The organism is Longimicrobium sp., assembly GCF_036387355.1.
Lineage (GTDB): Bacteria > Gemmatimonadota > Gemmatimonadetes > Longimicrobiales > Longimicrobiaceae > Longimicrobium.
The window spans coordinates 1-15,972 of sequence record NZ_DASVTX010000457.1 but is presented as its reverse complement, the minus strand read 5'-3'; the positions used below and the strand labels follow the sequence as shown (position 1 = coordinate 15,972).

Below are 15,972 nucleotides of genomic sequence, written 5' to 3'. Positions count from 1 at the left end.
ACACCACGATGCGCGGCGCGATTCCCTTGGACTCCAGGTGCGCGGCCAGTGCGTCCAGCGTATCCGCCATGTGGCAGTCGCGCAGGTTCCACGACGAGACCCGCGCGGCGAACATGCTGCGGTAGTACTCCTCCGCGTTCTTTACCAGCCGCGCGTTCTGCTCCGCAAAGAACAGCTCGTCTTCCGCATCGCCCACGGACTCGCCGGCGCGGGCGCGCAGCTCCTGCAGCTGGCGCACGGCCTCGTCTTCGCAGGCGCGGGTGATCCCCAGCTCCGCCGCGTATCCGTACGACTGCGGATCGCCCCCGCCGATGCGGTGAAAGCAGCCGTACCGTTCGCGCGCGCGGCTCGCCGCCTCGGGATCCACCTCGTCCAGGTACTGGATGACGGCCTCGATGGATGAAAACATGGAATACAGGTCCACGCCGTAGAAGCCAGCCTGCGTTCCGCCCTCGCCCACACCGTCGTTGTGCTCCCGCAGCCAGCGGACCAGGTCCACGATGTCGTCGTTGCGCCACATCCACTGCGGAAACCGCTTGAACCCGCCCAGCGCCTCCTCCGGCGTGGTGTCGTCGCCCTGGCCGCGGACGTAGCGGTTCACGCGGTACGCGTCCGGCCAGTCCGCCTCCACGGCCACGGCGGTAAAGCCGCGTTCCGTGATGAGCCGGCGCGTGATCTCGGCGCGGGCGCGGTAGAACTCGTGCGTTCCGTGCGTCGCCTCGCCCAGCAGCACGAACTGCGCGTCGCCCACCAGATCCAGAAGCGCGTCCCAGTTCCCCTCCGGCCCCGTCAGCGGGATGGCCGCGGCGCGCACCGCCGCCAGCGCCGCCGTGTCATCCTGCTCCTCCGCCCGTCTCGCCATCAGCCATCCTCCGTTCGCGTGGACCGCCGCGGGCGCGCACCGTCCATGCCACCCCGACCGACAGCGCTTCGGGCCTGGCGGATGACTGTGGTCCCCAGCGGAACGGCCCGGGACTCGCTACGATCCCGCCGGTGCGGCGCGGCGCATCCGTGCCCGGAACCACGAGGGATGGGGATGATGAACGGATCAGGTGCGGGGCGGGGGATCGCGGCGGCGCTTGGCTTCGCGCTGGTGCTGGGGGCGGATGGGGCCGCGGCCCAGCGGGCGGAACTGGCGGGATGGGCTCGGCTGCAGGCGGACACGTTCACGTCCGGCCCGCCGTCCGGGCAGTTCGACGGGCAGGGCGTGCGCGCGGCGGCGCCCCGTTTTCCGTCACAGCCGGTGCAGGGCTTCAGCGGAATACAGTTCGGGCCCGCGTGCGGCGTCTTCTGGTCCACGGGGGACAACGGATACGGCAACCGCGCCAACAGTCCGGACTTTCTGCTCCGCATCCACCGGCTGGTCCCCGAGTTCCAGACCGCGCGCGGCGGATCCGGACGGCTGCGCGGAGACGGCTTTGTCCCCCTCGCCGATCCCGATGCGCGCGTCGCCTTTCTCCTGGTCCGCGAGTTCGCCGGCGACCGTCTGCTGACGGGCGGTGACCTGGATCCGGAGTCCATGGTCGCGGCGCCGGACGGCACGTTCTGGCTCGGCGACGAGTTCGGCCCGTTCCTGCTGCACTTTGGCGCGGACGGGCGGCTGCTCGCCGCACCCATCGCGTTCCCCAACGGCGCGGCGGGGACGGTGCGCTCGCCGCAGAACCCGGCGGTGGCGGCAAACGGGACGGCGCCGGGCGCGGTTTCCGCCGCGAACCTCGGCGCCTCCCGCGGCGTGGAGGGAATGGCGCGGATGCCGGAGAGCGGGCGCCTGCTCGCGCTGCTGGAGGGGACGGTGACGGGCGACCCGGCGGGCCGGCTGCGGCTGTACACGTTCGATCCCGCGCGCGGCACCTTCGGCGACACAGTCCGCTTTTATCCGCTGGACAGTCCCGCGCACGCCATCGGCGACATGGCGGCGGTGAACGAGCGCGAGTTCCTGGTCATTGAACGGGATGGCGCGCAGGGGGACAGCGCACGGTTCAAGCGCGTGTTCCGCATCGACCTGTCGCGCGCGGACGCGGACGGCGTGGTGGCCAAGGAACTCGTCGCGGACCTGCTGGACACCGCCAACCCGCACCGGCTGGGCGGATTCGGCTTGACGTATCGCATGCCGTACCTCACCATCGAGAACCTGCTTGTGATGGACAGCCGCACGCTGCTGGTGATGAACGACAACAACTATCCGGCCACGGGTGGGCGCGGGCGCGACGTAAAGGACGCGACGGAGATGATCCTCATCCGCCTCCCCCGGCCGCTTGCGCTCGCCCGCGGGGTGGGGCGGCCGGCCGGGTGCGCGGACCCGCTCGCGGGCGTGCGGCGATGACGGGTCCGGACCGGCGGGGCGGGGTGCCGCGCCTTTCGTTCTTCTGCGAGCTTGCGCCCGGGCCGCTGGCGAGGCTGTTCACGGACGCGCGCGTCCCCATTCTGCTGCGCGAACTGGAGGCGACGGTCACGCTGGGGCTCATGGACCTGAGCGACGAGCGCGCCGGGGTGGTGCGCATGCTCATGGACGAAGGGATTCCGCTGAACGCGTGGATTCTTCTTTCCGAAGAAGGCGGATACTGGTGCCACAGCGGCAACGGCCCGGAGGTCTGCGCCCGGTACGAGGAGTTTCGCGCCTGGACGGAGCGGCACGCGCTGCGGTGGGAGCGCGTGGGGATCGACATCGAGCCCAGCATTCACGACGTCCGCGATGCCCGCGCGAATCCGTGGACGCTGTTGACGCGCAGCGTTCCGCGCCTGTTCGCCCGCATTGACGACGCGCGCGCCACGTACGAGGGGCTGGTCGCCGCCATCCGCCGCGACGGCTATCCGGTGGATGCGTACGTGTTTCCGTTCATCCACCACGAACGGCGCGCGGGGACGGCGGTGCTGCAGCGGCTGACGGGGATGCTGGACGTGGGGGTGGACCGCGAGGTCTGCATGCTGTACACGAGCTTTGTGCGGCCGTACGGCCCGGGGCTGCTGGACTACTACGCCGCGCACTTTCCGGCGGTGGCCGTGGGCGTGACCGGCGGCGGGGTGGAGGAAGGGCTCAACCCGCCGCCGCCGCTGACGTGGGACGAGTTTGCGCGCGACCTGCGCATCGCCCGCGGCCACACGGACGACGTGCACGTGTTCAGCCTGGAGGGATGCGTGCAGCGCGGCTGGCTGGCCCGGCTCACCACGGTTGACTGGACCGCGCGGGAGCCGGTGCCGGAGTTCCGCGCGAGAGCCGAGGTGCTGGCGCGGCGGCTGGAACTCGGGCTACGCGTGCTGGAGCGGCCCGGGCTGGCGGCGGGGGTGGCCGGGGTGGTGGCGGGGCTGGCGGTGTGGGGCGCGTCGCGGGTTTGGGGGAAGGGCAGGGAATAGGGAATAGGGAATAGGGAGACTGGGACTGGGAACTGGGGACTGGATGTCGGCGCAGGGTTGCGCTAAATGGTTGCGAGCTATATATTTGCTGCGCGCACGAGGCCGGAGGCTCCCTTGTTTGAGCCGACACCATTGAAGCCGGGGGCCGAATCTGGCGAGGGATGCAGCGCCCGCAAGGATGCCGCAGAAGCCGCCGAGAGGTCACCCACCCGATCAGAAACTGATCTGGCTTCAAACACAGTCTCCGGCCAGGTGCACTCGTCGCGGGGTGGAGCAGCCTGGTAGCTCGTCGGGCTCATAACCCGAAGGTCGCGGGTTCGAATCCCGCCCCCGCTATGATCGTCAGAACGCGCCCTGTTCTCCTTCGGGAGAGCAGGGCGCGTTGTGCGTTTGCCTGATCTGCTGACAGAGCGCAGGATCTGCGGTCCGCATCCGACTGCTACGGCTCTTGTGTCAGGAGCTGTCGGGAATCACAATGCCAACCTGTGGCGTGGAACCCTGTTCGCACCCCAGGTTCCATCTCCCGCCCTCGACCCATCCATTCCCGCGGGGCGTCGCCCTCCACACATGTATTCGCCCCATCGCCGCATGGCACGCACCATCCGCTCCGTCGTGTTTCCCGGTGCCCTGCTCTTGGCCGTTTCCTCCTGCAACGCCGGCGGGACGAACCCACTCGCCATGCTGCGGCGTGATCTGAACGGCTCGCGCCTGATTGAGCCGCGGGTGTCCGTCTCGGCGCAGTATGCCCCGTGTGAGAGGCATTCCGCAGGGGGAGCGTGCGCGGCCGGGGGCGCCGCTGCTGCGCGCGCGGCCGAGATCAAGGCGGCCGCCGTTGCACAGATGAAACGCCGTCCCACTGCCGACGCGCTGCACGCGCTGGGGCTTCTGGACCTGCTGTGGGCGGGCGAGGGGGAGAAAAGAATCTCCGTGTCCATCCAACATCTTCAGTCGGCGGCGCGATTGTCCAGCGAGCAGTCGGCTGTCCTGGCGGATCTTGCCGCGGCGTACCTGCTGCGCGCTTCGCGGGGTGGCGGAATGCGCGACCTGTTCGCCGCCATCGAAACCGCCGACGAGGCGCTGGCCGACGATCCTCGTAATGGCGCGGCCCGGTACAATCTGGCCCTCGCTCTGGACCGCGCCGGTCTGGACGGGGAAGCGGGCCGTGAATGGGGGGAGATCGCGCGTGCGGAGGGCGGGTCTGGCTGGGGGGGGGAGGCGCAGCGCCATCAACGCTCCATCGGCACCGTACGCCTGCCCGCGGCACCCGGGCCGGACGCGAGCGCAGCGGAGCTTCGGGCGTACGCGGCTGCGCTTCCGCAGAACGCGCGTGAGTTGGCTCAGGACCGTCTGCTCCCGGCGTGGGGGGACGCCGTGCTGGCGGGCGATGCAGCGCGTGCGGAACAATCGATCGCCGCGGCGCGGACGATCGCCGACGAACTCGGAAAGCGGGGAGGGGATGGAAGCGTGGCCGCATCCCTGGCCGCCATCCACCGCGCGAAGGGCGAGCCGGGTGCACTCGCCGTGCTCGCGCACGCCCACAAGGACTTCGGGGCCCGACGGGCTCTGCCCCCGGATACGGCGCTCCTCCACCTGCGCGCCGCCGCCCAGGCGGCACGCCACGATCCCGCGCTCAGGGGCTGGGCGCGCTACTACCAGGGCGTCGCGTTCTACTACGGGGAGGAGCCCGACTCCGCCGCTCATGCGTTCACTGAGGCAGCGGCGGGGGAGGCAATACGGTTTCCGGCCCTCCAGGGACGCACGCTCTGGTCTCTCGGGCTTGCCAGGATGCGTGTTGGCGAGCATGAGCTCGCGGTCAGGCAGATGCGCAATGCGGCGGCGCTGTTCCAGCGGATTGGTGAGCGGGAGAACATGGGTGCGGTGCTGAGCATGCAGGGTGAGTCGCTGATTGAGACCGGTGATGAGGATGAGGCCTACCGCATCATGCAATTGGCGATGACGACGCTGCGCCCGTACCGCGCATCGGTGCGGCTGCACAACCATCTGCACGCGATGGGCGTGGCGGCCCAGGCAGCCGAGATGCCGCGCACAGCCGTCCGGATTCACAACGAGTTCGTCACCGTTGCGTCCGGGATCTCCCCTCAGCAGCGAGCGGAGGCGCTGCTTACGCGGGCAAGCAGCCGGCTGCGCCTTGGGGACCGGCTCGGGGCAGAGGCGGACTTGAAAGCGTCCGAACTGCTGGCGGAGAGCGTGGATAATCCCGACGAAAAGGCCTGGTATACCAGCGACCGAGGACTTGCACGGGCGGGCATGCTCCGCTTCAGCGATCCGAGACGCTCCGCTGCCGTGCTGGATTCTGTGGTGGCTTATTTCAGCGGCAAGAAGGTGTACGCGCGGCTGGTTCCGGCGCTGCTGCTGCTGGCCGAAGCGAAGCTCGCGGCTCGCGATGCACCCGGCGCGGAAGCCGATCTCGCCACCGCTACCTTCATGCTGGACAGCGTAACCTCGCGGCTCGCGAAGCCAACCGAGCGCTCGGCCATGCTGGAGGCGCGGCGTGCGGCGTTCGACCGGCTGGTGATGCTGTACGTAAGGCAGGGGGAGGACCGGAAGGCGCTCCTCGCTCTTGAGCGCGGACGTGCCTCGCTGGCCCCTGGCCGGGTGGAGGATGGGCGTGACCCCATTTTGGCTCCTCCGGGAGAAACCGTCCTCGACTACACCCTGATCGGGGACACGCTCGTGGGCTGGTCCGTTCGCGGCACCCAGGTTCAGATGCACAGCGCTACTGTGCATCGCGACGAGTTCCTTGCCGTGGTCGAGCGCACCCGGGTTGCGTTCGAAAGTGGAACCGCCGCGGATTCGGTAGGGGCGGAGTTGAACGCGCTGCACCGGTGGCTGATCGCTCCGCTGGCGCCGGCGCTGCGTCCGAACGCCAAGCTGGTGGTGGTCGCGGACGGGGAAATCGCGGCGGCGCCGTTCGTTGCGCTGCGAGGCTCGGGTGACACCACGTACCTCATCCAGCGACATGCGCTGCGCTTTTCTCCGTCGCTGCGGGATGCGCACGACATACGGCCGGGCAGCCGATCCGGGGAGCCTCTGTTCGTGGCGGACCCGGCATTCGATCCCGCCGCCGAGCGGGGTCTGCGGCGCGTTCCGGAAACTGCGGCCGCGGTTTCGGCACTGGCCTCGTCGTGGCCGGGTGCCCGCCTGCTGCAGGCCGAGGCCGCCGACAAGGCGCGGGTGCAGCAGGCGCTCGGGCGGGCAAACCTGTTCCACTTTGCGGGTCACGCGGTGTTCAACGACGCGCGTCCCAACGCGTCCTACCTGGTGCTGGCCGGCCGCGAGGATCACCGGCTCACGGCGGACGAACTGGGCGGCATGCCCCTGCGCGGGCTGCACCTGGTGGTGCTTTCCGCCTGCGAGACGCAGCGGTCGCGCACGGGGCGGGGGAGCGGGTTCGCCGGACTCTCGGGGGCGATGCTCCGGGCGGGGGCCGGGGGCGTCGTAGGGAGCATGTGGCAGGTAGACGAGCAGTTTACGCGCGAGTTGATGACCGAGTTCTACCGTGCCTACCGGGGTTCTCCGGACGGCGCGGATGCGTTGCGGGCCGCGCAGCTTCGACTGCTGCGGTCATCCAATCCCGCGCTGCGCAATCCGGCCGCATGGGCCGGGTTCCGGTACGCGGGCAGTTGATCTCCCCTGCACACGGAGTTGCTTCATGGATGTCCAGATCAAACTGACCGGGCTTCTGCTCCTGGCTGAACGGGACGGCCTGCTGTACGTAGTCGCTCCATCCTCGCACGTGCACGGACCTGGCAACGGCAACGGTCATCCGCCCACGGTTCCGATTGCGCACCATCATCCCGAGATCAAGTATCCGGGTTCGGTTGGATGGCTGTCGCTGGATCAGACGGAGCTCGATCTGTCGGCCAACCTGACCTGCACGCCAGGCACAACCCAGATCCCCAGCGAAGTCCTCGACGTAGGCTCGTTGGTGGGCCAGCAGAAGCTCGACAAGGATCAGTGGGGCAAGCGCCGCCGCTGCCGGTCGTCCGTAGTCGCCCGGATGATCCTTCCCAAACCCACGAATTATATCAAACCGGAATCCGTGCAGTGGCGGGTCGAAGTCGATGACGTGGTTTTCATGCGGCCGCAACTGGTTCACGAGATTACGCTGGACCTCGCAAACGCCACAGTTGACAACGGCTTCCTTGCGTACAACCTCCAAGATTTTACCCAACAAGACAAACTGCCCGACCTGGCGCCTCCGGATGGGTCCGGCGGGCCACGGCTGATTGAGATCAGAAACGTTCCCCGGTGGGAGAAGCCACTGGCTCAGGACGAAGAAGCCCTGCACTTCCGTGCCTATCCGCCCGTCTTCCCGGTCGCTTCAGCCAAGACCCCCCGCATCTTCCTGGACGAGGCTCCCCAGAGGGCGCTGACTGCCTACACGTGCATGCTCGGCCAGGGCTGAGACGCGAACCGGCCAGCCGGGCCTTCCCGCCCCGGCTGGCAGCACGGTGGCGCATGTAGCGGCCGCCAATCCCCATCCATCCGTGGAGCTGTAATGGACCTGAGTATCACATTCACCGGGATGTGCCTGTTCGTTCCGGAAGCACGGGGTCGCCTGAAAGTGCTTCTGCCTCAGCACAATCATGGCGCCCCGTCGGACCGCCACAACGCACAGATCCGGTTTTCGGGTTGGCAGGGGTGGGAGTCGCTCGACAATTGCGAATTGGCCGTGCTGGGCCATGAGGCGGGAGGCAGTGCAGGGAAGCTTCCGAAAAACGTGCTCAATCTAACCGACCTCCTGACGCAGAAGGTGGCATGCGAGCAGACCATGCCCGGTGGGCTGGGCCGCGATCTCGCGGCCCGAATCATCTTGCCACTCCCGCATCGGTATGGAGCGAACGAGAAACCGGTCAAGTTTCGTGTCGAGAGACCCAACGGGAGCGCGGGGCAGACACAAGAGCTTGTTCACCGGATCACGTACCATCTGAACGACGTTCGGGACTTTGGTCAGGTGTGGAACGTCAGTCAGCTAGGCTTCCCGCTGAGGAAGGAGGCCCTATTCAAGCCTCCCGCGGGCCAGGATATCAGCCTGGAGATTCGCAATGTGCCCCGGTGGGACCCACCCGCCAAGAAGGACTGTCCCGTCAGGCACTTTCACGGCTACTTCCATATGTTCCCGAATCGCCCGGACCCCGCCCCGGAGGTCATACTGGACGAAGAGCCGGACGGGAATGCGAAAAAGATTCTCGCTTTGACGGCCTACACATGCATGTTGGGCCAAGGCGACCACGATCCCTGAGCATGGAAAACGAGAAAGCCCGCGACCATTGGCCGCGGGCTTTCTCGTGTGGGTTTTGCGCGGGGATTCAACTCGCGATCCGCCGCAGGAGCAGAGTGGCCGCGCGCGCGATCAGGGCGGGGTCCGGCCGCTCTCGTGCACTCCTATCCGCAGTCCGGAGCGCCGTTTCCGTGTCGCCGTCCAGGCCAGGGAGAGCCAGACCCTGCGCCAGTGCTCGCTTCGTATCCGCGCCAGCAAAGAATGCGGCGTCGCCGTGGCTGGCCGCGAGCCGCGCCGCCTCTGCCCACGCACCGAGCGCGGCGTAGTCGCTCCCCGCCATCGCCGCGGCATCATGCCCGATGGAATCGAGCGAGGCGGGGGCAGGGGGCTGCGAAGCCGCGGTCCGGGAGATCTCACGGTACTGGGCCGCGGACTGACCGCCACCCGGAACCTGCTCGAGGAGTGCGGCGGCTTCGTTCGCCAATGTCGCGGCGGTTCCATGGTCGCCGCTGGCCACCGCAAGTTCGAGGTCTACGTGCGTGACGCCCAAGCGCGCGGCGATTGCTTCCGCGCGCATGCCGTCACCGGCGCCCAGCGTGGTGCGCCAGGGGCGCTCGTCCGTCCACCCGGGGGGCAGGCCTCGCTCGGGGGCGCTCAACGCGTCCGCCATCTGCGCCATGCCCGCGGGCTCAGAGCGGCGCCAGAGCAGCGGGGTGAGTGCGGCGGCGGCGATTACGGCCGCCGCGGCGAGCCACACCGGGCGACGCCACACCGGCTTCTTTCGCGCAGGCAGCGGAAGACCGCCAGGAGCGGCGCGCGGCCCCGGCTCCGGCGGCAGGTCCAGCCGCTCGGCAGCATCGCGCGGAACGATGTGGAGCGGCCGGTCCGCGGGCGCAGCGGCCGGATGCGCTTCGTCGATTCTGCCTTCGGCCGCGGAAGGTTCGCCGGCGTGGACACCGGGGGCACCGTCCACCGCCGTCGCGCTCGCGTCGATCGGCACGTCGAAGCCGACGCTTTCGGGCGCGCCGGTGTGCGTCGCGTGGGCGGGGGCGAGTCCGGCAGCCTCGTCTTCCGCGTCGAACTCGGCGAGGAGGGCGGCGGCGTCCAGAAAGTCTTCGTAGTCGTCATCCGACGCGTCGAGCCGCGCGAGCACTTCGGCGCGCTCGCGCTCCTCCAGCCGCCCATCCAGCAGGGCGGCAAGCTCCTCGGGGTTGATCCCTTTTCCGTTCACGCGGTCCCTTCGTTCATCGGCCGTCCCCGTATTGGACGGACAGACCCACGGAATCCGCCACGCGCGGCGCTCACGGGTTCAACTCCCCCAGCACGTCCGCCACCTGATCGCCGGTGACGCCCTCCGCTTCCAGCGCGCTGCGGAGCCCTTGCATCACCCGGTCGATGCGCTTGTACATCCACCGCGGCTCGCGCCCCAGACCGCGCGCGATGTCCGCGATCCTGGCGCCATCCCAGAAGCGCATCCGCACGGCCAGCCGGTCCTCCGGGTCCAGCCGGTCCATTGCCCGAAAGAGAGCAGCCATCAGCATGCCGCGCTCCGCCTGCGCATCCGCACGGATGATCTCCGCGTCGGCGCGCGCAGAAGCGGGGAGCATGTCGAGCGCGTCCGCCCCCGTCTGCACCGGGCGCATGGGCGAACGGTCGGGAAGTTCCGCAATCAGCGAGGTGATCTCCACGGGCGACATTTCGGTGTCGCCGGTGCTGCGGACCACCTCCGCCGCCTCGCTCCACCGCAGCCCGTCGCGTTGCACCAGCCGCTCCAGCCGTACCGCGAGTTCGCCGCGGCGCACGGCGGTGGCGGAAGGGCGCCACCGGCCCCGGCGCGCCACGCGGAAGTCGCGGAACAGGTTGATGATGACGGTGGTGAGATACGTGGGCAGGCTGCTGCGGCCCTGGAACTTGCGCAGGATGGCGTAGTCGTCGGCAATGAGCCGCTCGCGCACCCACGATGCGAACTCCTGCGCCTCGTCGCCGCGCACGCCCTTGCGGGCGCACAGCGACGCGATGATGCGCTCGATGCGCGGATGGTGCTCCAGGAACAGGGACTCGTAGTGCTGCCGGTCCGGCATCGCGAGTGCGCGAGTGGAGGAGAGCGCGATTTGTTCGCGTCCCGTCTGGAAGAGGGTTCCCGCAAGCTATGGGGAACCCGGACACGCGTGCAACCATGCCCGCACGGATTGCGCCATAAGGAAGATTCCACTGCTTCGGAGCTTCGGAGTACGGCTTCCGCCCATCAGGTGCGTGTGCTAGATTTCAGCACAGAACCAGGAGCCCGATGAGCGAACGAGAGCCGGCATCCACGCTGGGCCTGATCTTTCCATCCAGGGCGATGGCCCGCCTCATCATCTTTTTTCTGACGCATCCAGCCACGCGGCTCCACGTTCGCGAACTGATGCGGTGCACCGGCCTGCCGAGCGCATCCGCACAGGCGGAGTTGCGCCGGCTCACCGCGATCGGCGCCCTCACGCGTAGTGATGAGCAGGGCCGGACTTTCTACGCCGCGGACGAGGAGCATCCGTCGTGGCGCGCCTGGGTCATGCTGCTTCGGGCAACGGCCGCACCGGGTGACGTGATTCGCGAAGCGCTCGCGGGGTTCACGGGGATTGAAGCCGCATTCCTCTTTGGATCGACGGCGCAGGGCACCGCATCGGCGGAGAGCGACGTCGATCTGTTTCTGGTGGCCGGGACGGACGTTCGCGGGGCCGCGGAACGCGTGCTCGCCGAGTTGCCGGTCCTCATCGGCCGCGAGGTTGACGTGATTGCGTACGATGCAGACGAACTCGGGGCGCGCCTGGAGTCGGGGAACGCGTTCGTGGAAGGGTTGCTTGCCGGGCCCAAGATCTGGGTGTGCGGTGATCCCGAGTCGCTGCCCGGGATGGTGCCCGCATGAACATACGCATTCAACTGATGCTTGACGGGCGACAGCTGGAAGAGCGGCCCGCGCCTGACGCCGAGGTTCAAGCCATGTGGCACAAGGCGGTGCGCAGCTTTTCCAGTTCCATGCTGCCGGGCCTGGATGCCGACGCGGCATTCACTCTGCTGTACCAGGGAACGCTACAGGCGAGTACCGCGATCGTCCGCGCCGCTGGCTACCGGGTGCGGGGCGACGGCCATCATCATCATACCTTCGCCGCCGTGGCCGCCCATGGATTGGGCGAGGCTTCCGAGGCTGCCCGTGATCGCAATGTGATCCGCCAGCAACGGCACGGTGCGGTGTATGATTGGGAGCGCACGACGGACGACCACGCGCTCGCCGCACTCAGGGATGCCGCGCAACGGCTCTTCTCCGCGGGCGCGGCATCGCTGGCCGCCTTCAGGCCGCATCTCACGCTGGTTCCCGCACCCATCCCGTCCTGACCCCCGAGCGGACGGACCGCCGCACCCGTCCCACCTGTCCATCTTCCAACGCCGCAACCACTTGCGGACCATGCGGCGGGAACCTTGACCCGCACTGCCGGGGTACGCTTGTTCTCGCACACACGCCGCACCGGCTCCGTAACCCGCTGTCCACGATGGCTTTGGGGAACGGATCGTGCCTTTCGCCCAAGGTGGCGAAGGCAGGCGTGGCGCGCACCCGCCTTGCTCACCGGGGCCGATCCATTGCCCCGCTCGCAGTCTCCAGGCAGGAATGAACCGACATCCTACCGCCCGGCTCTGGGCCGCCTTCGTGGGACTTTCGACGGGGCTGGCCATCAGCAACGCCTCTGGCGAGCGCGCCCTGATGCGCGCCGTGCCCGGCGTGGCGGCGCTTTCGCCGTCGCTCCCCTCCGACGCCGTCCCCCGCTTCAGCAACGCGCGCATGGCCGTGGCCATGGAGTCCGCGCGCGAGCACCTGGAGTCGGACCGGCCCTGGGCGGCGTGGAAGGAACTGCGCGGCTTCGTGAAGGATCCCGCCGAGGCGCCCGACGCCGTGGTGCTCATGGCGGCGCGCGCGGCGGCCGGGTGGGACGGGTGGGGGCAGGTGCGGCGGCTTCTGGAGAATCAGCCGTGGCTGGAAGCGCGCAGCGGGGGCGAAGGGGTGTTCCTGCTGGCGCGGGCGGAAGAAGCGCGCGGAGATTGGGCCCGCGCGGCGGAGGGGTATCGCCGGTACCGGCGCATTGATGACGCGCCGCGGCAGGCGGAGGCCAGCGCGCGCCTGGGCCGCGCCCTGGCCCGGCAGAAGGCGCCCGGGGCCGCGGATGCGTACGGGGCCGCGGCGGAGGAGCTGGGCGCCCAGGGCGACTGGATGCGGGTGCTGCAGGCCGAGGCGCTGGCCCGCGCCGGTGACCCCCGCGCCTCCGGCATTGCCGACGCGCCCAGCACCGGCGCCGCCGCCCGCGTTCGGCTGGCCCGCGCCGGCGCCGCGTTCCGCCTCACGCGCGGGGACACGGCGCAGGCACTGGAGCGGCTGGCGCGCGAAGAATCGCTGCTGCGCACCGCCGGCGCGGATCCGCACGCGGCCGAGCTGGCGCTGGAGCGTGTCCGCATCCTGATCAACACGCGGCGTGTGGACGACGCGCGCGAGGTGCTGCGCAGCGTCTGCACGAACGCGGACGTACCGGCCGCCCTTCGTCTGCGCGCGGCGACGCGGCTGGGCGAGGTGGCGGAGGGCGGGACGGCGGAGGAGCAGATGGCGCGCGCCGCGGCGTACGAGGCGGCCTCGCGCCCGGGGCTGGCCGCCCGCAGCCTGCGCGCGGCGATGCGTGCGTCCGGATCGGCCGATCCCGTGCAGCGGCTGCGGCTGGGGCGGCTGCTGTGGGAGGAGCGCGACTTTCGCCCCGCGCGCGAGGTGCTGGCCGGCCTGGGCGCGGAGCTGCCGGACCCCGCGCAGGCTGCGGAGGCGGAGCTGTACGCCGCCCGTGCGCTGGGCCGGGTGGACGCGGGCGCGGGTCTGGGCGAGCTGCGCAAGCTGGTGGAGCGCCGCCCGGGAACAGCCGCCGCGGGCACCGCGCTCTTTCTGCTGGGCGATGCGGCGGGGGACGTGGAGACCGGGATCGCGTACTATCGCCGTGCGGCGGACATCCCGTCGTCGCCGGACGCGCGCGAGGCGCTGATGCGGCTGGGCGACCGCCGCAGGAAGGCGGGCGACGCGGCGGGCGCGATCGCCGCGTGGGAATCGTACGTGGCCCGCTATCCATCCGGCGAAGCGACGGCCGAACTCGCCTACTGCGTCGGTGTCCTGCATGAAAAGGCGGGGCGGGACGGCCGGGCGCGGGCCATGTACGAGGCGGCGATCCAGGCGGACCCCGTGTCGTACTACGCCATGCGCGCGGGGGACCGGTCCGGCGCGGACCCGCTGGCCCGCGCACTGGCGAACGCGCGCCCGTGGCCATCCACCCCGCGCGACGCGGGCGACGCCGCGGAGGCGCTGGGCAGGCTGGAGGTGCTGGACCGGCTGGGGCTGCAGGCCGAGTGGAAGGAAGAGCTGGCGTGGCAGACGGTGCGGCTGGCCACGCGCCCGGAGGCGCTGCTGGCGCTGGCGGAGGGGCTCAGCACGGGCGGGCACACGGTGGAGGGCATCCGCCTGGGCCGCGACCTGCTGGAGCGCCGCGGGGGAGAGTGGGATGCGCGGCTGCTGCGCGTCGTCTTTCCATTCCCGTACCGCGACATTCTGACGGGGGAAGCGGAGCGCGCGGAGGTGGATCCGTATCTGCTGGCCGGGCTGGTGCGGCAGGAATCGTCGTTCCGGCGGGATGCGCGCTCGTGGGTGGGCGCCACGGGGCTGAGCCAGATCATGCCGGCGACGGGCGCGTGGCTCGCTCCCGGCGCCGGGGTGAGCAACTTTGACGCGAGCCTGCTGGCCGTCCCGGAGATCAACCTGCGGATGGGTTCCCGCTACCTGGCCGACCAGATGCGGCGCTACAAGGGCAAGCGCGACCTTGCGCTGGCCGCGTACAACGCCGGCCCGTCGCGGGCGGACCGCTGGCGCCGCGAGCTGGGCTACGGCGCGGACGTGGATGCCTTTCGCGAGCGGATTCCGTTCGCCGAAACCCGCGAGTACGTGCACGTGGTGCTGCGCAACGCGGCCGTCTACCGCCGCCTGTACGGCGGGGCGCGCTCGCCCGGGCTGGCCTCCGGCGGCCGGTGACCGCTCCCGCCGGGCGTTGACCGCCCGGGCGTGCAATCCTTACACTGTGCCGCGCACCCGTACGGTGCGCGGCGCCGCTTGTTCTGCCTGACGACGTTTCCGATGCCCATCGCGCGAACCACCGCCCTTCTGCTTGCCTCCGCCGTGCTTGCGGCGGTGCCCGCGCGCGCCCAGTCGCTGCAGGGCTCGCCGGCGAGCATCGACCGCATGTACCGCCAGGCGCAGGCGCACGACCTGACGTTCTACCGCACGGCCGCCGGGGTGCGCGGCGCGGTGCGCGACGGCGACCTGGTTCGCCTTTCCGGCAACTCGGACTACCGTCTTTCCGGCGTGTCGCAGCCGTTCGCGCTCGCCATCACCCGCACGTTCGTGCAGCGGCTGGCGGAGCAGTACCACGACGAGTGCGATGAACGGCTGGTGATCACCAGCGCCGTGCGGCCGCGCTCCATCCGGCTGGTGAACTCCACGGAGCGCACCGTGCACCCCACGGGGATGGCGGTGGACATCCGCCGCCCGGCCAACCGCCGCTGCCTGAACTGGCTGCGCGGCCGGCTGAGCTATCTGGAGGGCGAGGGGGTGCTGGAGGCCACGGAAGAGCATCGCCCGCCGCACTTTCACGTGGCGGTGTATCCCGGCCCGTATCGCCGCTACATCGGGCGCGACGACGCGGGGGTGAGCGCGGACCGGCGGACGGCCTCGGCGGAAACGCCCCGCCGCCCGGCGGCCCCGAGGGCCCGGAGCAGCACCTACCGTGTTCGGGAGGGCGATTCGCTGTGGGACATCGCGCGGCGCCACAACCTGACGGTGGAGCGGCTGCGCACGGCGAACGACATGCGCAGCACGCGGATCGTGGCGGGGCAGGTGCTCATCATCCCCGCACGCTGAGGGGCGACGGACGCCAGGCAGCAACTCGCGGGCGGTGGACGGGGGCCGGCAGATGGCGGACGGTGCCGCAGGTTGTACATGCGCTGAGTTTTCCGCATTTTTCGGAGGCACCCCATCGCGCCTTCCGCGCCGGGGCCGGCCGAAACACCACCTGATCGCGTCTGTTGAGATTGTCAGCGGAGCGGGCGGAACCATTCCGCCCGCTCCGCTTTTTGTTCCCGCCCATCCAGCGCGCGATACGAAGTGGAGGACGGACCGCGTCCACCGGACCGGACATCCCACGTTCCTCCATCAGCCGAAACTCCAGCAACGACGCCAGTTTGTGCCGGGCACCCGCGTTGCCCTGCGACTCCGTGCGCCGTGCGGAGGTTCGCGCGGCGATCCTACCACGGAGCCGTGGGAGATTCAGCGG

The 15,972-nt window shown here is 70.1% G+C and carries 12 protein-coding genes and 1 tRNA gene; 10 read left to right on the top strand and 3 right to left on the bottom strand.

What is annotated here, in order from left to right; genetic code table 11:
* On the bottom strand, positions 1–862 hold an 862-nt coding region (locus VF665_RS19950), incomplete at its 3' end, for an erythromycin esterase family protein (protein ID WP_331055221.1).
* A 177-nt stretch (positions 863–1,039) separates the two neighbouring features.
* Here VF665_RS19950 and VF665_RS19945 point away from each other — a divergent pair.
* The 6 genes from VF665_RS19945 (at position 1,040) to VF665_RS19920 (ending at position 8,617) form a co-directional block, all read left to right on the top strand.
* Positions 1,040–2,323: an esterase-like activity of phytase family protein gene (locus VF665_RS19945; protein ID WP_331055220.1), complete on the top strand. Its 1,284-nt coding sequence runs from the start codon at positions 1,040–1,042 to the stop codon at positions 2,321–2,323.
* A complete protein-coding gene (locus VF665_RS19940) occupies positions 2,320–3,351 on the top strand; it encodes a hypothetical protein (protein WP_331055219.1) in 1,032 nt (343 codons plus the stop codon). Before VF665_RS19945 ends, VF665_RS19940 begins: the two co-directional genes overlap by 4 nt.
* 262 nt (positions 3,352–3,613) lie before the next feature.
* A tRNA-Met gene (locus tag VF665_RS19935) sits at positions 3,614–3,687 on the top strand.
* 252 nt (positions 3,688–3,939) lie between these two features.
* The gene (locus tag VF665_RS19930; RefSeq protein WP_331055218.1) at positions 3,940–6,999 is read left to right on the top strand and encodes a CHAT domain-containing protein; all 3,060 of its coding nucleotides are present in this window, start codon (positions 3,940–3,942) and stop codon (positions 6,997–6,999) included.
* 25 nt (positions 7,000–7,024) lie between these two features.
* A complete protein-coding gene (locus tag VF665_RS19925) occupies positions 7,025–7,780 on the top strand; it encodes a hypothetical protein (protein ID WP_331055217.1) in 756 nt (251 codons plus the stop codon).
* A gap of 93 nt (positions 7,781–7,873) precedes the next feature.
* Positions 7,874–8,617 (top strand): hypothetical protein, encoded by a 744-nt coding sequence (locus VF665_RS19920; RefSeq protein WP_331055216.1) that lies wholly within the window; start codon positions 7,874–7,876, stop codon positions 8,615–8,617.
* Positions 8,618–8,684: 67 nt separating this feature from the next.
* Here VF665_RS19920 and VF665_RS19915 read toward each other — a convergent pair whose 3' ends face one another.
* A complete protein-coding gene (locus VF665_RS19915) occupies positions 8,685–9,827 on the bottom strand; it encodes a hypothetical protein (RefSeq protein ID WP_331055215.1) in 1,143 nt (380 codons plus the stop codon).
* 70 nt (positions 9,828–9,897) lie between these two features.
* On the bottom strand, positions 9,898–10,677 hold the full coding sequence (locus VF665_RS19910; RefSeq protein WP_331055214.1) for an RNA polymerase sigma factor: 780 nt from the start codon (positions 10,675–10,677) through the stop codon (positions 9,898–9,900).
* Between the two features lie 260 nt (positions 10,678–10,937).
* On the opposite strand from VF665_RS19910, the gene VF665_RS19905 reads away from it, so the two are divergent.
* The 4 genes from VF665_RS19905 to VF665_RS19890 all read left to right on the top strand — a co-directional run bounded on the left by VF665_RS19905 (position 10,938) and on the right by VF665_RS19890 (position 15,560).
* Positions 10,938–11,498, top strand: coding sequence for a nucleotidyltransferase domain-containing protein (locus tag VF665_RS19905; RefSeq protein WP_331055213.1), 561 nt, complete (start codon positions 10,938–10,940; stop codon positions 11,496–11,498).
* Positions 11,495–11,965: a hypothetical protein gene (locus VF665_RS19900; RefSeq protein WP_331055212.1), complete on the top strand. Its 471-nt coding sequence runs from the start codon at positions 11,495–11,497 to the stop codon at positions 11,963–11,965. Before VF665_RS19905 ends, VF665_RS19900 begins: the two co-directional genes overlap by 4 nt.
* A gap of 271 nt (positions 11,966–12,236) precedes the next feature.
* Positions 12,237–14,675, top strand: a complete 2,439-nt coding sequence (locus VF665_RS19895) for a transglycosylase SLT domain-containing protein (RefSeq protein WP_331055211.1) — start codon at positions 12,237–12,239, stop codon at positions 14,673–14,675.
* A 102-nt stretch (positions 14,676–14,777) separates the two neighbouring features.
* The gene (locus tag VF665_RS19890; protein ID WP_331055210.1) at positions 14,778–15,560 is read left to right on the top strand and encodes a DUF5715 family protein; all 783 of its coding nucleotides are present in this window, start codon (positions 14,778–14,780) and stop codon (positions 15,558–15,560) included.
* Positions 15,561–15,972: the final 412 nt, after the last annotated feature.